General features: G+C 55.0%; 21 protein-coding genes. 15 read left to right on the top strand and 6 right to left on the bottom strand.

Features of this window, described 5'->3' with window-relative positions; genetic code table 11:
* Positions 1–374: 374 nt before the first annotated feature.
* Positions 375–1,592 carry an HlyD family secretion protein gene (locus ACR0AL_RS05820; protein ID WP_170349366.1) on the bottom strand — a complete coding sequence of 406 codons (1,218 nt, stop codon included), beginning with the start codon at positions 1,590–1,592 and terminating at the stop codon, positions 375–377.
* On the bottom strand, positions 1,589–1,969 hold the full coding sequence (locus ACR0AL_RS05815) for a hypothetical protein (RefSeq protein WP_170347760.1): 381 nt from the start codon (positions 1,967–1,969) through the stop codon (positions 1,589–1,591). The genes ACR0AL_RS05820 and ACR0AL_RS05815 overlap by 4 nt, the downstream gene beginning before the upstream one ends.
* A 396-nt stretch (positions 1,970–2,365) precedes the next feature.
* On the opposite strand from ACR0AL_RS05815, the gene ACR0AL_RS05810 reads away from it, so the two are divergent.
* The 8 genes from ACR0AL_RS05810 (at position 2,366) to ACR0AL_RS05775 (ending at position 10,258) form a co-directional block, all read left to right on the top strand.
* Entirely contained in the window at positions 2,366–3,373 is a 1,008-nt protein-coding gene (locus ACR0AL_RS05810; RefSeq protein WP_480662283.1) for a helix-turn-helix domain-containing protein, read from the top strand.
* A gap of 143 nt (positions 3,374–3,516) precedes the next feature.
* Positions 3,517–3,807, top strand: coding sequence for a glycine zipper domain-containing protein (locus ACR0AL_RS05805; protein WP_058283947.1), 291 nt, complete (start codon positions 3,517–3,519; stop codon positions 3,805–3,807).
* 404 nt (positions 3,808–4,211) lie between these two features.
* A complete protein-coding gene (locus ACR0AL_RS05800; RefSeq protein WP_480662281.1) occupies positions 4,212–5,594 on the top strand; it encodes a cytochrome ubiquinol oxidase subunit I in 1,383 nt (460 codons plus the stop codon).
* The gene (cydB, locus tag ACR0AL_RS05795; protein ID WP_480662279.1) at positions 5,594–6,595 is read left to right on the top strand and encodes a cytochrome d ubiquinol oxidase subunit II; all 1,002 of its coding nucleotides are present in this window, start codon (positions 5,594–5,596) and stop codon (positions 6,593–6,595) included. Before ACR0AL_RS05800 ends, cydB begins: the two co-directional genes overlap by 1 nt.
* Entirely contained in the window at positions 6,592–6,693 is a 102-nt protein-coding gene (locus ACR0AL_RS05790) for a DUF2474 family protein (protein ID WP_170348197.1), read from the top strand. The genes cydB and ACR0AL_RS05790 overlap by 4 nt, the downstream gene beginning before the upstream one ends.
* 153 nt (positions 6,694–6,846) lie before the next feature.
* The gene (locus tag ACR0AL_RS05785; protein WP_170348198.1) at positions 6,847–7,416 is read left to right on the top strand and encodes a hypothetical protein; all 570 of its coding nucleotides are present in this window, start codon (positions 6,847–6,849) and stop codon (positions 7,414–7,416) included.
* 296 nt (positions 7,417–7,712) lie between these two features.
* Positions 7,713–8,420 carry an IS6 family transposase gene (locus ACR0AL_RS05780; RefSeq protein WP_480646209.1) on the top strand — a complete coding sequence of 236 codons (708 nt, stop codon included), beginning with the start codon at positions 7,713–7,715 and terminating at the stop codon, positions 8,418–8,420.
* Between the two features lie 167 nt (positions 8,421–8,587).
* Positions 8,588–10,258, top strand: a complete 1,671-nt coding sequence (locus tag ACR0AL_RS05775; RefSeq protein ID WP_480662277.1) for a choline dehydrogenase — start codon at positions 8,588–8,590, stop codon at positions 10,256–10,258.
* A 248-nt stretch (positions 10,259–10,506) separates the two neighbouring features.
* On the opposite strand, the gene ACR0AL_RS05770 is transcribed toward ACR0AL_RS05775, so the two are convergent.
* From ACR0AL_RS05770 to ACR0AL_RS05760, 3 genes are read right to left on the bottom strand one after another with little or no spacing between them, the layout of a single operon-like run.
* The gene (locus tag ACR0AL_RS05770) at positions 10,507–10,995 is read right to left on the bottom strand and encodes a hypothetical protein (RefSeq protein WP_480662275.1); all 489 of its coding nucleotides are present in this window, start codon (positions 10,993–10,995) and stop codon (positions 10,507–10,509) included.
* Positions 10,996–11,050: 55 nt separating this feature from the next.
* A complete protein-coding gene (locus ACR0AL_RS05765; RefSeq protein WP_480662273.1) occupies positions 11,051–11,623 on the bottom strand; it encodes a carbonic anhydrase in 573 nt (190 codons plus the stop codon).
* Positions 11,624–11,670: 47 nt separating this feature from the next.
* Positions 11,671–12,777, bottom strand: a complete 1,107-nt coding sequence (locus ACR0AL_RS05760) for an NmrA family NAD(P)-binding protein (RefSeq protein ID WP_480662271.1) — start codon at positions 12,775–12,777, stop codon at positions 11,671–11,673.
* Positions 12,778–12,864: 87 nt separating this feature from the next.
* Here ACR0AL_RS05760 and ACR0AL_RS05755 point away from each other — a divergent pair, with 87 nt between their 5' ends.
* Positions 12,865–13,452: a TetR/AcrR family transcriptional regulator gene (locus ACR0AL_RS05755; protein ID WP_480646216.1), complete on the top strand. Its 588-nt coding sequence runs from the start codon at positions 12,865–12,867 to the stop codon at positions 13,450–13,452.
* Positions 13,453–13,715: 263 nt separating this feature from the next.
* Positions 13,716–14,423: an IS6 family transposase gene (locus ACR0AL_RS05750; protein WP_480662269.1), complete on the top strand. Its 708-nt coding sequence runs from the start codon at positions 13,716–13,718 to the stop codon at positions 14,421–14,423.
* Between the two features lie 166 nt (positions 14,424–14,589).
* On the opposite strand, the gene ACR0AL_RS05745 is transcribed toward ACR0AL_RS05750, so the two are convergent.
* Entirely contained in the window at positions 14,590–15,195 is a 606-nt protein-coding gene (locus tag ACR0AL_RS05745; protein WP_170374670.1) for a helix-turn-helix domain-containing protein, read from the bottom strand.
* A 114-nt stretch (positions 15,196–15,309) separates the two neighbouring features.
* On the opposite strand from ACR0AL_RS05745, the gene ACR0AL_RS05740 reads away from it, so the two are divergent.
* Genes ACR0AL_RS05740 through ACR0AL_RS05720 form a run of 5 tightly spaced genes read left to right on the top strand, consistent with a single transcriptional unit; the run spans position 15,310 to position 18,916 of the window.
* Entirely contained in the window at positions 15,310–16,500 is a 1,191-nt protein-coding gene (locus ACR0AL_RS05740; protein ID WP_170348205.1) for an LLM class flavin-dependent oxidoreductase, read from the top strand.
* Positions 16,493–17,170: a glutathione S-transferase family protein gene (locus ACR0AL_RS05735; protein ID WP_170348206.1), complete on the top strand. Its 678-nt coding sequence runs from the start codon at positions 16,493–16,495 to the stop codon at positions 17,168–17,170. Before ACR0AL_RS05740 ends, ACR0AL_RS05735 begins: the two co-directional genes overlap by 8 nt.
* Positions 17,167–17,652, top strand: a complete 486-nt coding sequence (locus ACR0AL_RS05730) for a flavin reductase family protein (protein WP_170348207.1) — start codon at positions 17,167–17,169, stop codon at positions 17,650–17,652. The genes ACR0AL_RS05735 and ACR0AL_RS05730 overlap by 4 nt, the downstream gene beginning before the upstream one ends.
* Positions 17,649–18,545 (top strand): alpha/beta hydrolase, encoded by an 897-nt coding sequence (locus ACR0AL_RS05725; RefSeq protein ID WP_480662267.1) that lies wholly within the window; start codon positions 17,649–17,651, stop codon positions 18,543–18,545. Before ACR0AL_RS05730 ends, ACR0AL_RS05725 begins: the two co-directional genes overlap by 4 nt.
* Complete coding sequence (locus ACR0AL_RS05720) at positions 18,542–18,916, top strand: nuclear transport factor 2 family protein (protein WP_170348209.1); 375 nt, start codon at positions 18,542–18,544, stop codon at positions 18,914–18,916. Before ACR0AL_RS05725 ends, ACR0AL_RS05720 begins: the two co-directional genes overlap by 4 nt.
* The last annotated feature ends 487 nt before the right edge of the window (positions 18,917–19,403 follow it).

Below are 19,403 nucleotides of genomic sequence, written 5' to 3'. Positions count from 1 at the left end.
AAAAAATGAGGATTAATGCTTCTTCTTTGTGTAAGAAAAGGTCTTGGATCGCCGGAGTCTAACGACCACTTTGTCCGCAAAGCAGTCGTACGAGCAACTAGCAGCGAATGGCCGCTTCGAGCCCATAGTGACTGCTGCTGCGCGATCAACCGACGGCGGCTATGCGGTCAAAACTGACATTCCGGTCTACTGTATGTGGTCGTCATTTTCCTGCAAAAGATTACCTGAGCGGACCTACCTACCGTTCGCCGGGTATCAGAAAGCCGAAACAGAATTCACATTTTTTTGGCATGTGATCTGTTTACAAAACAGAAGAAACGACTCCCAACGTTTATCGGGAGCCGCATTTACTGAATAGGAGGGTCTTTGGAAAATCAGGCGTGTCCACCACCGATCAAGCCGATACCCGAAGTCAGACCGAACCAAGCTTTAACCCGCAGACCGACTGCCTTGATGATACCCATAGCCTGGATCCCGTGGGCAACAAGTGTTCCTTCCATGTCACCTTCAAATTTGGTGGTGTAGGATTGGACGATGCAACCACTACCTGGCACCAAAAGTTCGCGGTGTTCTGGGTGCACCAGATCGAGATGCACAACGATCTGACCCCGTTTCGCCTTTTCACTCGGCTCAATCAGGCGACCGCTTGGCGCGAGCTGACCCGAAGAAATCTGCTCCTGAATACGTACGATCCTTGCAGGAAGAACGGTGTTGCGCATCGAGATGTTGAAGTTGCTTTCGCATGCCACCTCTGCGGCCATACCTTCGTACAGTTCGGTGCGAGAAACCTGTGAGAAGCCGGCTACGACGCGTCCTTTCTCTACATCTTTTCGGTCGGGTACAATCAGCATGGCGGGGCTCATTGCGGCTTGCGCTGCGCGTGAACCAACATTCAGGGTAACTTGTTCAACTACACCATCGACAGAGCTGCGCGTCAGGGTCTTTGAGAGTTCCACCTGAGCCTGCTGTAACGATGCACGCGCCGATGCAAGTTGGGCGGGCAGAACAGCCGTCGCCTGAACTTGCGCCACACCAAGTTGCGTTTCAGCAGCCTCAACCTCAGCTTCCCGAGTGCTCAAAGTTGCTTGAGCGCGCTCCAGCTGGCTCACTTGAAATGCTGCAGAGCCCTTTGCTTGAAGTGCCTCGTGATCCATCAGCACCAGCTCAGCCTGTTCTCTAGCGGTAACTGCGGCATCCACCACGGCCTGCGCGGTCTGGACCTGCAACTCAGCGGCCAGTTTCGCGCTTTCAATCTCTTCAACTTTGCGCATCGCAAAATCTACAGCGGCTTGTTCCGACGCATTCTCGACTGCAAACAGTGGATCGCCCGGTTCGACACGATCGCCGCCCTTTACATAGATGTCCGTAACGGTTCCGCCGTTCTCGGCGACGACCGGAACAGTTCTGAATGGCACGAGGCCGGTGTAGGACTTGGGATAGTAGTAGAATACAGCAAAGAACACGATCAGGGCGAGAACGAACCACATGAAGAGCGCTCGGTGAACATTGTAGAGGGTGACCGGTAGCCCGCGCCATTTCAGATAAATCACGCGCAGGACAAACGGAAAAGAGGTTACTAGAAGCTCAATCATTTTGCCAACTCCTCTTTCGATGGACGCCACCACAACATGAAGTCGCGAGCGATTGCGGTCAGGATTAAGGCACCCGGCAGTAGACTGCTGAAGTGGCTCAGGGCAGGCATCAGCTCATACGCCAAGGCGACAGTGAGCATTGTCGGAATAGTTGTGCGCAGCGGAGTGCCGATTGACTTGTGTTCGGTGTAACGTTCAAAGCGCGCGTACAGATGTACGACCAGCAGGATCGCAAGGGCGAGAACGACCAAGCCTACCCATGCATAGGTGTCGGTTTGGTTGGGCGCGACCCACCATCTGGGATCGCCGCCAGCGGCAAAGGCCGGAGTTGAAATGACGCCAACTAAGGGCGCCATCAGGAACGCGGGTGGTTTCATGTTTCAGTCCTTTTGTTACGCAGCCACGCTGCGCATGTAGATTTTCAGTGTTTGGAGAACGTCAATTCTCGGTGGGTTGTTGTGCGGGTTCTGAGGGCTGTTCCTGCGGGGAGTAGGGTGGATCCCAACGACGTCCGTTCGGTGTTTTCTCGCCAAGTGGCGAACTGCGCAGACCGTGGATGTTCCCCCCGGACCACCCTTGCTTGGCGGAGTTTTGGATTGCCTTCAGTACGCGGTAGTACCTTGCGAAGTAGATCATGGTCGTTTCCTTTCTGATGACCCGGACCTAACCGTCGTCGCGCCTGCAATCCTGAGGGTTCTGGACATTTGTTGTTGGCTTCTGGACAATTGCTGTGACTGCAGGGAGTTGCGTGCCATTCAGGGGAGGACGCGAAAGTGCCACGCATCAGCACTTACAGACTGCGAAACGTCGGGCTGCGTTATTCTCAAGAACCCGGCGCGCGCATTCCGTTTCCCGAAGTCCTGGAAATGGCGGGGGCACCCGTTGATATCGGCGATAGCCCCGACGCAACTGTCGAGCTGCTACATGAGGCGGGCGCAGTTGAAACTGCCTGCCGGGTTTTGGAAGACAAAACTTTTGCCGCGCGCGTTGGGCTTTCGGCGCAAGGTCCCGGAACGCTTTTGGCTTACATCGTTCGTGCAGCCGAAACGATCGAAGACGCGCTGGCGCTTACGCAACGTTTTTACGCAATGCAAGACCCTGACTTGAGTCTGGACGTGGTGGGGGCGCCCGACGAGCCAAGGATCACTCTGGAGAGCAATGTAATCCCGGCACATCAATATCCTCGTCATCGCGAAATGCTGATATTCGGCCTTTATAAGCGAGTTCAACAAATCACCTCTGGCGGGCTTGCCCCGATCTCTATCGAGTTGGAAACGGACGATGCCGAGCACTGCCGGCGGCTGGCCGAATTGGCGGGATGTGAAGTCGTAGGCTTCAAGTCCGGATACGCCTTGGCTCTGCCCGCTAACGGCATGAGCTTTCGGATACCAACGGCAGACCCCACCTTATTGGGACATTTACAAAGGCACGGAGAAGAGCAACTGAAGGCGCAGCCTGATGCAGTCCGTAGTCTGTCCGACCGCATAATGGATATGCTCGGCGAACGTCTTCCCGGACCGATACCAAACGGCGACGATATAGCCGGAGAACTTGGCCTGACGCGTCGGACCATGACACGGCACCTGTCGGCCGAGGGAACAAGCTTTAAGGCTCTTCTGGAAGGTGTGCTGTGCGACCTGTCCAAACGCATGCTGCGTAGCGGTGAGGGTGTTGCCCGTGTTGCCTTCATGCTTGGATTTGCGGATCAGGCCGCCTTTTCGGTGGCGTTCAAGCGCTGGACAGGTGAAACGCCTGCCAGATTCCGTAAAGCTGGTCGCTAGAGGGGCTGGCACCGGGGATCGAAAGATGTCCAAGATCCACAAAACCTTGTCCCGTCTCCAAAAGAAAGCGGGCCATCGGGTCACCTAGTTCAATGGCACACAGCAGCCGCGGTGGTTGCTAACCCAGAACAAGGATGAACCCTATGAAGACCTCGAAGAAATTCATTATCGCCCCGATCTCAGGCGCACTTCTGATCACCATGGCGGCAACAGCTCATGCTGACTACGTCACCGACAAGGCGATCAAGGGTGCAGTTGTCGGCGCCACTGTCGCCGGTATCGCAGGCGAAAGCATCGTAGGTGGCGCGGCCGCTGGTGCCGCAGTCGGAGCCGTAGGCGGCGCGATCCAAAAGGACAATTTCGAAGACGCGCAGGACGAAGCCCAGGAGCGTCGCGACGACTTTAAAGAAGAACACAAAGACTGGAACGACTAAGACACCACCCCAAGTGAAGCAAACAAGGAGAAACACAGCCGAACAAACCCGACCGGTCAGCATGCGCTGTTAGCATCCAGACGCAGTTTGACTGACCATCCCGCACAGAACTCGCACAGTTTCTGATAGGTTGCCATCCAGCTCACAAACGAGCCGGGTGGCAACTTTGTTTTGAGCCCTCGAACGCAATTGTTTCCTGAAGGCGCGGTTTTGACTTTCAGCCTCAGTCCCAGCCAAGGGGAACTGGGTTTTGTCCAAAACCCAAAAACAACCGTCCAGAACCCAAATGAACTGAAACAGGCAACAACCCAAATCCGGCTCATCTGAATGACATCGATGAGCTGGCAGCCGAGGTACTTCTGTTCACTGCCGCACTTTGCAACCCAATGCCAAAGGAAACGGCAATGAACTTATTCGCAAACTTTGACGCAGAGACCCTGGCACGCATCCAGTTTGCCTTTACTGTGTCGTTTCACATCATCTTCCCGGCCTTTTCCATCGGCTTGGCAAGCTTCTTGGCCGTGCTCAATGGCCTCTGGCTATGGCGCAGGGACAGGACTTACCTCAACCTGTTCAACTACTGGAAAAAGATCTTCGCAGTTGGTTTTGCGATGGGTGTCGTGTCCGGAATCGTGATGTCGTACCAGTTCGGTACCAATTGGAGCACATTCTCGGATACCGCAGGCCCTGTAATCGGGCCATTGATGGCTTACGAGGTCATGACGGCCTTTTTCCTGGAGGCAGGCTTCCTCGGCATTATGCTGTTCGGTCGCGAACGCGTCGGTCCGAGCTTGCACATGATGGCCACAGCGATGGTCGCTCTTGGCACTCTGATATCGGCTACGTGGATCTTGTCGGTCAATTCTTGGATGCAAACCCCGTCTGGGTTTGACGTCAATGAACTGGGGCAGTTCATTCCCGTTGACTGGTGGTCGATTGTATTCAACCCGTCCTTCCCCTACCGCCTGACACACATGGTTCTAGCCGCCTATCTCACCACTGCATTTGTGGTGGCCGGGGTTGCGGCATGGCACTTGCTGCGCCGCAATCGCACGACCGAGGTCACCCGAATGTTCTCGATGGCAATGTGGATCGCCGTTCTGGTCACGCCTCTGCAGATCGTTGCCGGCGACCTCCATGGCTTGAACACGCTGGAGCATCAACCGCAGAAAGTGATGGCGATGGAAGGTCACTTCGACAGCCATCCCGAAGGTGCCCCACTGATCCTGTTTGGTATTCCAAACGAGGATGAGAAGCGCGTGGACTACGCCATCGAAATCCCGAAACTATCATCGCTGATCCTGAAACATGACCCCAACGCGCCGCTTGACGGGCTGGACACTATCCCCGATGACGAAGAACCCCCGGTCGCGATTGTATTCTACAGCTTCCGCATCATGCTCGCCATCGGCTTTGCCATGCTGGGCATCGGCTTGTGGTCGCTTGTTCAGCGGGTTCGCGGCCGCCTCAACGAAGATCGCTGGTTGCACCGGACATCCGTTCTATTGGCGCCCAGCGGGTTTGTAGCGGTACTGGCCGGTTGGATTACCTCCGAAGTGGGGCGCCAGCCGTACACGGTGTACGGGCTGATGCGGACATCGGACTCACTCTCACAAGTGGATGCACCTTCTGTTGCCGCGTCTTTGATAGCCTTCATCGTAGTGTATTTCGCCGTGTTTGGAGCGGGCACGTTCTACATACTGCGCCTCATGGGAAAGCCACCTGTCGAAGGTATCCAGCAAAGTCACAAACCCATTGAAATCTTTACTTTGGCGGAGGCAGCGTAATGCTTGAACTCTCGACAATCTGGGCAGGCATAATAGCATTTGCCGTTTTAACCTACGTGATCCTGGACGGTTTCGATCTTGGAATTGGAATCCTCTTTCCATTCGCGAAAACCGACAAAGATCGGGATGTTATGATGAACTCAGTCACTCCGGTATGGGACGGGAACGAAACCTGGCTGGTCATGTGCGGCGGAGGCTTGTTTGCTGTTTTCCCGCTGGCTTATTCCGTGGTGATGCCCGCGATCTATTTGCCCGTTATCATCATGCTTCTTGCGCTTGTTTTCCGCGGTGTCGCCTTCGAATACCGGTGGCGAACGGTGCGTGGGCGCTGGCTGTGGGATGTCGCGTTTCACGGCGGTTCAACCGTGGCTGCCTTCTGCCAAGGCATCACGCTTGGCGCGCTGGTTCAGGGCATCCCGGTCGAAGATCGGCTGTACGCAGGTGCACAGTGGGATTGGCTGACGCCGTTCTCTGTCCTATCGGGTGTGGCCTTGGTGATCGGGTATGCCTTGCTGGGCGCGACCTGGCTCAATATGAAAACAACGGGCGGAATACAGCACCAGATGCGTTCCTATGCACGTCCACTGATGCTCATGACGCTCGGGTTGATTGGCCTCGTCAGTCTTTTGACCCCGTTCCAAGATCCGATCTATCTGATCAGATGGTTTTCGTGGCCCGGTGTAGTTTTCTCTGTGTGTGTGCCGGCTGTTGTTGCTCTCATTACTTGGATGCTTCATCGCGGCCTGAAGACACAGCGCGACTATCAGCCCTTCTTCTGCGCCATTGCCTTGTTCGTCGTGTGCTTCATTGGCATTGGGATCAGTTTCTATCCCTATATGCTACCCCCAAGCCTCACGATTGCCGAAGCCGCAGCACCTGACAGCAGTTTGGCTTTCGCTCTGGTCGGAGCCGTCATTCTGCTGCCTGTGATCCTTGCTTACACCGCCTACACGTACTGGGTATTCCGCGGAAAGATCGATCCAGAGGAGAGCTTCCATTGAAACTGATAAAGCAAGTTTTCTGGTTCGGCGCGATATGGTTCGGCAGCGTCTTGTGCCTAGCCAATGTCGCTTACGTTATCAGGTTGTTCATCACCTAAAATTGCAAAGATACCAATGCTCGCGCGTCGGCATGTCCAGCTCGCGCAAACATTAGTCCAAGCGCCGAAAGAAACCCCGTTCCAGCTCACCAGACTTTCAATAACACGCGGCTGGCTGGGCCGTCTCAAACTCAACAATGCAAGGGGGCTGTAATGCTTTCTCGTCAAAAACAAATGTCTGTGAAGTGGGATCAGATTGACCCGGCTCTGCCCACTCTACCTAAGCAACAAAAGCTGGGCGATAGCCGCTCGTCTGGCATGTTGCCAAAGCTATTCACAGGGCTCCTTGCAGCAGGGTTTGCGACCTTCGTTCTATTGCCATTCACTTCGGCCCTTACAGGAACTGTTACGAAAGACCTCTTCCCAATTGTCCACATATTGCTCGTCCTGCTCTCTGCGCTTGTCGTCTTTGCTTCCACAGCCGCAATAGTACTGAAAGGATCAACACTGCGAGCCGTCCTTGGGCGAGGATTGGCCTCTCTCGGTGCAGCGCTTATCATTTCGCCCGTAGGGCTTTCGATCCTGTTCGCATTATACCTGAAAGACTGGGTATCGATCGTAGTAGACACGTCTATCGAGCAGGCGGGAAGAACAGCGATATCCCTGTTTGGCGGTATCTTCGTTGCCAATGCCCTCGCTATGGGATTGGCGTTTGGATGTTTGTCTCTGCTACTTGGGATCAGGCTAATGCAAAATCGTCCAAAACCACTCGCTTCGCCTTAGGCGAGTAAACTTTCGTTTTGGGCTCAACGCGGTCATCTGACAAAAAATGTCGGATGACGGCTTTGCGGACAAAGCCGCCGTTCAGTTTTTGGGTGGTTCGTACGGATCAGGCGTTCCCGGTGGGATTGGAGGGTGTTCCTCGAAGGTTGCAATGTGCTCCTGCAACTGCGGCAGCGCCTTTTCGGCTGCCCATGTGTGCGGGAAGAGTACGCTTTCACGCTCGTGTGGATCATTCAAAAGGTCTTGTCAGAAGAACTTGGGTTGAGCGGGGCAGGGGTGTTGCGCAGCTTTTTCTTATGACCAGACCTGCCTCTTTCAAGTACTTCAAAACCAATCCCGAGATTATCCGCTTGGCGCTGATGCTGTACATCCGTTTCCCGCTCTCGCTTAGGAATGTCGAAGATCTGCTGCACGAACGCGGGATCGACGTGAGCCACGAAACTATCCGGTATTGGTGGAACAGGTTTGGCCCGACGTTTGCTGCTGAGATCCGAAGAAAGCGTGTTCAGCAGCTGCGCGCAGTCTCTAAATGGAAGTGGCACCTGGACGAGGTTTTCGTGAAGGTAAATGGTAAGCGGCATTATCTTTGGCGGGCCGTTGATCACGAAGGCGAGGTGCTGGAAGCAATCGTCACCAAACGCCGAAACAAGCAGGCTGCACTGAAATTCCTCAGGAAATTGATGAAGCGATACGGTAAAGCGGAAAACGTCGTCACGGATCGCTTCGCCTCATACAGAACCGCGCTCAGAGAGCTGGGCGCGCTCGAAACACAAAAGACGGGCAGGTGGCTCAACAACCGCGTCGAGAATTCACACCTTCCTTTCCGACGACGCGAACGCGCGATGCAACGGTTCAGGCGCATGCGAAATTTGCAGAAATTCGTCTCGGTCCACTCCTCTGTCTACAACCACTTAAACCAGGAAGGATCGCTCGCAAGCCGAGATACCTTCAAGCTGACCCGCGCCGCCGCTCTTAGCGAGTGGCGTCAACTTTGTTCCGGATAGGTTTGCGGTTTCCGCGGCAAACTGAGACTGGTTCGAATTAGTCTGACAGCACCAACTGCTGCAATCTGACCTAAAGCAGACACTGGTCTAAACTTCAGGCTGTGTATGGACTTCTTTCTTCTCTGACAGAGTTAATGCATTGTGCATGAGCATGTTTCGAGGATTGCATGAAGATAGACGAATACGATTTTGTCATTGTTGGCGCCGGTTCGGCCGGCTGTGTCGTTGCCGAAGGATTGAGTCGCGATTCGTCAGTTTCTGTCTTACTTCTCGAAGCCGGGCCAATTGACCGTAACGTCATGATACAAATTCCCGCCGGAGTTTATCGGGCCTTCCGAAACAAACGGATCAATTGGAATTACGTATCGGAACCCGAAGCCGGGTTGAATGGCCGCCGGATACCAACCCCGCGAGGGCGAGTTGTGGGAGGGTCTTCTTCGATCAATTCAATGGTCTATATGCGTGGCCATCCAGATGATTTTAACCGCTGGGAGCGCGATCATGGACTTGCGGGTTGGGGGTATGCCGACTGCCTTCCTTATTTCAAGGCAGCCGAAAGCTATGATCAAGGAGCCAATGATTGGCGAGGAAACTCGGGCCTTCTAAAAGTAACGCGCACAGATAACACTGACCCACTATACGACGTTTTTCTTGAGGCTGGCGCACAAGCCGGACAGGGAGCAAGTGATGATCTGAACGGTCAGCATCCTGAGGGCGTGGCGCGCTATGACGCTACGAAAAGCCGCAATCGCAGGTGCAGCGCCGCAACAGCTTACCTGACCCCGGCGTTACGGCGCCCGAACCTCAAAATGCAAACTGGAGCCCATGTCGAAAAACTGGAAATTCGCCGTCACCGCGTTGAGGGTGTGACGTTCCAGCTGGCTGGGGAGCATAAGACTGTAAGGGCGAAACGAGAAGTTGTCTTGTGTGGCGGAGCGATCAACTCGCCTCAATTGCTCATGTTGTCCGGTATAGGTCCGGCGGATCACTTGCGTGATTGCGGCATCCAAGTTCTTGCTGATTTGCCTGGCGTTGGCCAAAATCTTCGGGATCATGCCAAGATAAAGCTGCAGTTTGCCTGCCGCAAACGGCTTGCATTTCACCGCATCGGCAATCCTTTGGTCAGGGCGACCGCAGGGGTGCAATGGGCCCTGACCGGCCAGGGCATCGCTACGTCCAATATATGGGAAGCGGGTGGCCTCATACGCAGCAATGATGATGTTTCCCATCCCAATCTTCAGTACCATTTCGGCCCCTTGGGATTTACGGTTCAAGGGGATCGTATCACGATCAATCAGGCGTTCTCAGTCAACGTAGATCATGCAAGACCACGAACGAAAGGCTACATCGAACTTAACCGCACCACGCCTCGGGGGCCACCAAGGTTGCATTTCAATTATCTTGCCGACCCCGACGACCTGCGCGAAATGAGAGAAGGTGTGCTCCGCGCGCGAGAGCTTGTGGCGCAACCGGCCTTTGACGAATTTCGCGGCGCGGAAATGACTCCGGGTGCCGATTGTCGAACAAGTGAGGATATCGAGGCCATGCTGCGCGAGAGAGTGGAAACCGCTTTTCATCCGTCGTGCACCTGTCGGATGGGCTATGATGGACTGGCGGTGGTTGATAACAAATTTCGTGTGCACGGAATTGAAGCCTTGCGCGTAGTGGATGCTTCGGTTTTGCCAGAGATTACAAGCGCCAATCTCAATGCACCTACGATGATGATCGCGGCCAGGGCTGTGGATTTCATGCGGAGTGCACCACAGTTGAAACCGATGCACGAAGAGGCGGTCCGCACAGGTAAGGAGCGCGCGCGATACAATTCTGTTGAATGTTGACTCAGGCTTTCTGGTCGCTGACAGCACACTGGGCATCTAAGCTGACTTTTGCGTCAACTGTAGCGAATTTACGCTTCGTCCCCCAAACTGTGAGTTCGGACAGCACCATAGCGCGCAATCGCAGCGAAAGACCGGTAACCGGATTGCGGCTGCAACATCGTGAGGGTGGGACGAAGGTCCGGAAAGGGCCGTGAGACTCAGTTGGGGCGGGCAGCAGCGCTGCCTGCCCTGGAACAATACCTGTCCTCTCATGCCGAGGCTGTCTTGGGGCCATCTGCCTTCAACAGCCGTGCAAAGATCATCACATGCGTGACCAAAAGTACCGGCACAAAGAATGTTGGAATGAACCAAGTGGGGCCAAAGTAGTTAATTGCCTCGGCCTGGCGCAAGGCGTTCACCAGATCGACAGTACCAAGGATGTTGAAACCCCACACCAACGGAAGGGCAACCACTGATCTCCATCGCAAAGCGATAAGCGCGGCGATTGCCAGAAACGCCGAGAGTAGATCGCCATAGCTGGCGCTGGTTGCGAACACCTCGGGCAAACCTCCGTTGTTGAGATTTGGTACCATGAAGCTCATTCCGATGTGTCGGAAAGCATGCGGCAGCAGCAGCATTGAGAGCGCCGCAGCCACCGACAGCCGTGCAAGCCAAGGTGCAACGTACCATGCCGCGATCAGAGCAACGACAAAGAGACTCATCGCGAATTGAAGAAGGAATATCACTGTGGGGGTCATCTGATCGATCCTTTCGATATGCGTCTTTTTACGTGAATTGGGGGTGGGCAGACCGTCATGCTCGAGCCGCAGTTTGCGATACGCTCGCCTCGGCCCGGATTGTCCCCAGTGAAGCGGCTGGAGTAATCTCTTGGGCTTTTCCAGTGGCGACATCGTAAAGCAAGGCCGAGACGGTGATCGCGTCCGGTACCTCCGGTGCTGCCGCTAGACGCTTGATGTCTGCCGAAAGGTCGCTTTCCTGATCCGTGATTGCGTATTCGGATACGTTAATCCCAAGCTTTTTTAACAGCGCGTCCTGAAGGTCCGGATTGGACAGCCGCTCGGCTCCACATTGTGTGTGCTGCATCAGGATGACGTTGAACCCCTGTTCGCGGCCCTCCGTCATAGCGCTCACCAGAAAGGCGAGGGTGGCGATTTCTTCGATTGCGGCGCGCGTAACCCGTCCGCCATTGTTTCGGATCACAACCGCGTCGCCAAGCTCCAGTCCGAGGATGTGCGCGGGATCGACCCGGGCATCACCGCAGGTCAGAACAACCGTTCGCAACTTTGGCAGGATCGGCAGGTCAGCACTGTCAAAGCCCGCAGAGAATTCCTGGTTTCGAGTGATAAGTTCGTCCTGAATGTTCATTTAGAGGTCCTTTCGTCTTGGGAGACAATCCTTCGTCGTTTGCGGTCTCAGGCAACACGCTTCGGTTCGGTTTGTACGTCCTTGGGTTGGTGCTTTTCTGTCCAGGCCGCATTGTCCTGACAGTACGAAGCGGATGAGAGTTGCACGTAGTCTCGCTGCTTCTGAGCGTGATCAAGATCGAACGGGCGCGTCGTGAGAATCTTCAGGAAAATGCCGATCGCGCCAATGCTGCCGGACAGGCTGCGCACCAGGTCGGGTTGTTCAGCAACCTTGCGTCGTACAATGCTTTCGAAGGCTTCTGGTTCGTGCCCGCTGACTTGGAACACGTCTTCGGTTGGGGCATTCACCGCGAAGGCGCCTCGCCTGTACTCTTCTGAATAGATTGCAAGCTGGGTGACTGCCGCTTCCGAATAGTTTGCAGGGCGAAGGGCTTTCAGCGCTTTGATCATCATTCGTTCGGAAATATCGACATAGCGTACCCGCCGCCCCAGCGCGCGGCCCATTGCTTCGGCGATCTCGTTGGGCGACAGCAGCGTTGGACCCGTGGGACGATAAGTCTTGCCTGCATGGTGTGCCGGATCCGTCAAGGCACCGACAACCACGCGGGCAATGTCTTCGTTTGAGGGGGCGGCATTCTTCTTCACGTCGCCGTCGCCGAGCGGCATCGTGAACGTCCCAAGATGGGCCGCCATGCCCAGTACCATCAGGTAGTTTTCGGCAAACCAGCCGACATTCACCGTGGTCACAGACATCTCGGGACGCATGCCGATCAGGATATCGCCCAGGTATACTTCACGTGTAAACAGTGATGGGTGATCTACGCTCGAAAGCCATTGGCTAAGTGTAACGACGTGTTCGACCTTTGCTTCGTAAGTCGCAGCGGTGAAGACCGCACTGAAGTGCAGCCCATTGGGTGCTGTGGGAGCGCATTGATACGCCCGCTGCACGCCTTTCATCGCCGAGCGCATGTCGCTCAGGGAATACTGGTCACCCACGAATAGTTCAGCGCCCGCGCGTTCGAGAATATCAGAGCGATGATCCCTCTGCCGTATGAAAGCGCGGACAGGATAGGCTTTGGCTCTGAGCTGAAGCGCGACTTGCAGCCCGGTCTTACCGCTTGCGCTGGTGACGAGGATCTTAGGCTTGGCAGGCACGGGCGCACTCCTTTAGATGATGCTTGCAATCTATAATTTAGATGATACATGTAATCTTAATTGTCAACCCCGCCTAGGAGCGCGAAAATGCCGAGAATGTCGGAAGCGGAAAAAAAGCGCAGTCACAACAGGATACTGGATGCTGCAGCACAGTTGTTCCGCGAACGCGGGGTCGAAGCGACAAGCGTCGCTGACGTCATGAAGGCAGCCGGAATGACACATGGTGGTTTCTACCGGCACTTCGAGTCGAAAGAGGATTTGATCGCGACAGCCTTCCGGCACGCGATCGACGATGTTGTTTCAGGCATGGAACGCGAGGAATCCAGCGAAGGGCGAGGGAAGGAACGTCAGGACTACATAGCCAAGTACCTGTCCCAAGCTCATGTTCAAGACAGTCGGCATGGATGCCCGTTGGCGGCGATGGGAACCGAGCTTGCCCGCACCAAGGGCGCATCTAGGCACGCGGGCGCTCAAGCTTCGGATCGCATGGCGGCCCTTTTGCGGGACACGCCGGAAACCGGCTCGGACCAGGGCCTGGCTGCGATGGCACTCCTGATGGGTACGATCACTCTGGCTCGTTTGGCAGGAACTGAAGACGAGGCGGACCGAGCTCTGGAGGCCGGACGCACTGCCATAGTTTTGCTGCAGGATCATTGGCCGAAAGGCAGGTCTTAAACTGCGGCAGGGTATTCCGCGAGATTGGCGGCTATGTTGTGCGTTGTGTGAATTCGTTCTGTCGTTGATCATGCAGCGGCAGCGAATGGCAGCTTCGAAGGGCCGCACAGCCGCAATCAGAACCTGTAGTCAAAGTCGGCTCTGGGCCGACGTCGGCTGGCGTAATGCTGCAGGTCCGCCAATGACTGCGAAGGAGCCCAAAGTAAGGTCTTGTCAGAAGAACTTGGCTTGAGGCGGGCAGGGGGCTTTCGTAGCTTTTGCCCATGACCAATCCTGCCTCTTTCAAGTATTTCAAAACCAGTCCTGAGATCATCCGCCTTGCGGTGATGCTGTACATCCGTTTCCCGCTCTCGCTTCGGAATGTCGAAAACTTGTTGCACGAGCGAGGCATCGACGTGAGTCACGAAACTGTCCGGTATTGGTGGAACAGGTTTGGCCCGATGTTTGCTGCTGAGATCCGAAAAAAGCGTGTTCAGCAACTGCGCGCATTCTCCAAATGGAAGTGGCGCGTGGACGAGGTTTTCGTGAAGGTGAATGGCAAACGGCATTATCTTTGGCGGGCTGTTGATCACGAAGGTGAGGTGCTGGAAGCCGTTGTCACAAAACGCCGAAACAAAGCTGCAGCACTGAAATTCCTCAAGAAATTGATGAAGCGACACGGTAAAGCGGAAAACGTCGTCACGGATCGCTTCGCATCGTATCGGGCTGCTCTCAGAGAGCTTGGTGCTACCGAAAAACAGCAGACGGGCAGGTGGCTCAATATCCGGGTTGAGAACTCGCACCTGCCGTTCCGACGACACGAACGCGCGATGCAACGTTTCAGGCGCATGCGAAGTTTGCAAAAATTCGTCTCCGTCCATTCCTCCGTCTACAACCACTTCAACCAGGAAAGATCGCTAGCCAGCAGAGATACCTTCAAGCTGACACGCACCGCCGCTCTTAGAGAGTGGCGTCAACTTTGTTCCGGATAGGTTCGCGGTTTCCACGGCAAACTGAGACTGGTTAGAGTTCATCTGACAGCACCGCCATAAAAAAGGCGAAATCGACCACCTTCTGACTGCCTTTTGAACCGGCCAGTGTGCCGACTTTTCACAATACAATTGAAAATTTCTGGCTTTGGCAACCTCCGGCCAACAGTCACCACGTGATGCGTATCGGTGACATCGCCCAAACCATTGTTGCCTCTTTCTCCGTCTTGTTGCGAAAGCGATGCGCGATCATGGATGGGTAGGAAAAGCTGTCTCCTTCGCGCAATGAAATGATTTCGTCCCCGAGACGTAGCTCAACTTCACCGCTAAGAACTATGGCGTGTTGCTCACCTTCAAAAGAATAGCCTTTGAGTGGCTCGGGTGGTTCTCCTGCGCCGGGGCGGAACCGTGATAGGATCAAGTAACAATGGCCGGACAATGTGCTTGAAAGCAACTCGTCCTCAAAACCTAATTCATCAGTTGAGCGCGTGTACATCGCGGACAGCGCCCTACGGTTTTCGCGTCGCACGACGTGCTTTCGCTCAAGAGGCCCGTTGCCTTCCTGTTTGGGAAAGAACCAATTGGGTTCTACTGCAAGCGCATCGCTGATTTCGCCAAGCAGGTCGTTCGACACCTTGGCCGCCCCAAGTTCAATTCGGCTGAGATAGGCTTTGGAGCACGACACCACCTCGGACAGGTGTTGTAGGGTCAATCCACGCGCTTTGCGCACTTCGCGAATTTCACTGCCGAGCCTTTGGGCGTCGGTCTGAGACACGTCACTATTCATGACTTCAGAATAAATGATTTTAGTTGACTTTTCGAGCTCAAATCAACTTAGTTGAAAAGAAGGGGAAAAATCAACTGATTTTCCATCGGCTGGGAGAAAGTTATGCGCTTTGATTTGATTGCCAATTTTAGCCCCGGTGAGACGATTCCATGGACGCGCACGCTGGAGATGATCCTCGAACAGTGTTCGCTGGCCGAGCAGGCAGGGTTCACGACCGCATGGTTCACCGAGCATCATTTTGCCCATAACGGTTACATGAATGCGCCGCCCAACCCGATCCAGATGGGGACCCACGTTGCCGCGCATTGCAAGACGCTGCGGGTTGGAACAGCGCCCATCATTTTGCCTGACTGGCATCCTTTGCGCGTGGCTGAAGATGCCGCGATGCTGGATAATATGACGCTGGGCCGTTTTGATTTCGGCGTCGCCAAGGGCATCAATGAACGCTCGACCCTCCAGTTCAATAAAGATGCGGACCGGCGCGACAATGCCAAGGTTATGCGGCTGTATCAGGAGAGCCTTGAGATTATCCTGAAAGCCTGGACCAACGAAGCGTTCACCCATCATGGTGAGTTCTATCAATTCCCTGTTCCCGGCTGGAAAGAGAGCAACCGGTTCTTTGACCCTCTGGATCCGCGTTATCACGATAAAGATGGCGAATACAAAGCGATGTATGTGCATCCGCGCCCCTATTCCAACCCTCACCCTCCGGTCTGGCTGATGTCAAATGCACCGCCCACATTCAAACTGGCCGGGGAACGCGGTTGGGGCGTGATCTCGATGGCGGCTGGCCCCAAGGTGACGCTGGCCTGTTGGGAGCCCTACCGCCAGGCCCTGTCGCAACGCGAAGGGCGCGAGGTAAGTCTTGGCGAGGGCGTTGGTGTCTGCACAGCGTTTTATGTCGGTGAAAGCATGGAAGAAGCGGTGAACACAATCCGTGGTCCGATCAATGCCTATTACGAATTTCTCGGCGGGTCGCGCCCCAAGGGGGAATGGACCAAGCACGGCTATCTGGATGTCGGCGAAGAGATGACCCCCGAAGATGAGGACATGGACTGGTTTGATTTCCTCAATAAACGCGGGATCATTGTGGTGGGAGATGCCGAATATGTTGCGGATCGTTTTGCAGAACGGCAGGAAACCATCGGCCTCGATCACCTCATGCTGATGCAGCAATATACCGGCGTTCCTTACGAGAAAATTCTGGCCAGCTGGCATCGTCTGTTTGAGCATGTCGTTCCCAGGTTCGGCACGCAGTCCATCGCGCAAAAAAGGATGCTGGAACATGCTTGAGATTTGGGGGCGACCCTATTCGTCGAACGTCATTCCGGTGATCTGGACAGCGAATGAACTGGGGTTGGACTACGCGCTGCAACTTGCCGGGGGCAGCTTTGGCAAGCTCGACACCGAGATGTATGCGCAGATCAATCCCAACAAGATGATCCCGGCGATCCGCGACGGGGATTTTGCGCTGTGGGAAAGCCTTGCCATCGTACGCTACCTCTGTGATCGATACGGGGCAGGAACGCTGAGCCCGTCCGATATTCAGACCCGCGCGATTGCGGATCAATGGATGGAGTGGTCGGCAAGCCGCGCCTTTGGGCCGGTGATCTATCTGTTCTTCGCAACGGTGCGCACGCAACCGGGCAAGCGTGACCCTGAAAAGATCGCCAAGCTGCGCGATGAGGCGCACGAGGCCCTGACCCTTCTGGACCGGCACCTTGCGGAGCGCACCTATGTCTGCGGCGACAGCTTCACCATGGCGGATATTCCCTTGGGATGTGTGGCCTATCGTTATTTTAACGTCGAGGTCGACCGCCCGTCCTTGCAGAATGTCGAGGCCTGGTATCAGCGACTGGCGGAACGCCCCGCCTATCAGGATCACGTCATGCGCCCGTTCGGGACCAACCCCGATGAATGGGCTGCCTTGGAAAAAGCCTGTGCCAGCGAAGGGGTGCTATGATGGACGTCCGAGAATATCGCCGCGCACTTGGCGCCTTTCCGACGGGTGTTACCATTGTAGCCACCTATAACGCGGACAGAGAACCGTGGGGCCTGACCGCCAACTCATTCACTTCGGTCTCATTGCAGCCGCCGGTGATCTCGGTCTGTGTTGCAAAGTCAGGCCGGGTCTTCCCAACGCTGTCGCAATCGGATCATTTTGCGGTCAATATCCTGTCGGCCGAGCAGAAAGACCTTGCTATGCACTTTGCAAGCGATGTCGAAAACCGATTTACCGACACCGATTGGATCCCCGGAACCGCGACCCCCTTGATCCCCGGTGCCTCGACGCAATTGGAGTGTACGGTTCACAGCAGGGTCGACGCAGACGATCACGAGATCCTCTTGGGCCGCGTCATCAACTACGCCCACGCGCCCGCTCCGCCCCTTGTCTTTTGCCGCGGCGCGTTCTTCTCCGCGCCCCAACCCGAGGCTTCATCATGAGCGATCATCTGACCTTTCACACACGCTTCGGCCCTGATGAATTCGACGCTCAATATAATCTAAGGGCAGGGCGACCGGACTATGAAGTGACCGTCATTCCCGGTTGGAGCAGCGATAGCGAGACAGCGCGCGCCACCTGCGATTGCAGCCTGGACCTCCGCTATGGGGAAGGCGAGAAGCAAAGGTTGGATGTCTTCCGCTGCTTGGACGCGGCTGCGCCGACATTGGTCTATTTCCACGGCGGCTATTGGCAGCGTGGTGACAAATCGATTTACAGTTTCATAGCGCCACCCTTTGTTGCCGCGGGGTTCAATGTTGTCGTCGTTGGCTACGATCTTTGCCCATCCGTGACCATTACGCGTATTTCAGAAGAAGCGCGTGAGGCCATGGCCTATATCTGGCGCAACGCGCGCGATCTGGGCATCAATCCAGACCGCATCACCGTGATGGGTCATTCCGCTGGCGGACATATCACCCAGATGATGATGGCGACTGATTGGCCTGCGTTTGGTGATGATCTTCCCGCGGACTTGATAAAATCCGGTATCCCGGTGTCACCGCTCAGCTATCTCGAACCGGTCCGTCTGACCGAAGCGCTGAATGCGGGCATCCGCATGGATCCAACAGAAGCCGAGGCTGAAAGCCCGATGACCAACCACCCCCCGGTCACCAATGCGCCTCAACTGGTTGTGGTCGGCGGTGCGGAAACCGAGGAATTCCACCGACAGGCATGCATGTATGTCGAAAAATACGAAACAGCAGATCGCAAGGTGGGTCTCTATTTCGTGCCGGGCGTGGATCACTTTGACGAACTGAATGTGCTTGTCGACCCGGCAAGCCCCTTCTTCAAACACACTTGCGACATGCTTCAAGGAAAAGGACTGCAATCATGACCGCTTTGACCCGTGACCTTGTCGACTCGGTCGGCGACGCTTTTAACGCGAACGACATTGACGCTGTGATGAAGCATTTTGCAGACGACGCGACATTTGACCATGCCGTTGGCCCCGAAGAACATGGCATACGTCTGGAAGGTGCCGAGGCCATTCGCAACGCCTTTTCAACCCTGTTTGAAAAGGTTGCGAACGTGCATTGGGAAACACTTGACTGCACCATTTCTGGAAACAAAGCCTGTTGTGAATATCGCCGCACGGCCACGCACAAGGATGGTACCAAGGAAGAGTTTCTAAGCGTCGACATCTTGACCTACCGCGATGGGCTGATCGTTCACAAAGACACGTATTATAAGCAACGCACAAGCTGATCCGACAGTCTCGGACGCAGCCAGACACGCAGTCGTTTTACCGAACCTTTCCCAGTTTGGTGCCGCTGGGGTTGCTGGCCCGAGCGGCTGTGACTTCTAAAGCCAGGTTTCATTTCCGGATTGGGGCTTAGCGCTTCTGGCGTAGAAATTCAGGTGTTGAAATCCCGATCTTTGAACGTCATGTGTCCACTGGATGCAATCTTAGGGCGAGGCCGGTTTGGACGTTCAGCCGAGATGTATGATTGCGGATCTATCGGGTGGTGAAGGCCGAAAATTGTTGCCACTGAAATTCACACCTAAGCATATGAAAATCGGCAATGCTAAATGGTGGCGCACCATATTATTTACAAAAAATATTATTATTCGTGAATTTTTTTACAAAATTATGTTTCAAAAATAGGAATTTATTGAGGAATTTTCATTCCGCTTTCCATTATTGAGATGCACAAAAGTGCGCTTTTGTCCGCTGGAAGAGGAGCCAGAGGGC

Source organism: Ruegeria sp. BB1 (assembly GCF_056539465.1).
The sequence above is the reverse complement of the archived record's forward strand: the minus strand, read 5'-3'. Positions and strand labels throughout refer to the sequence as shown.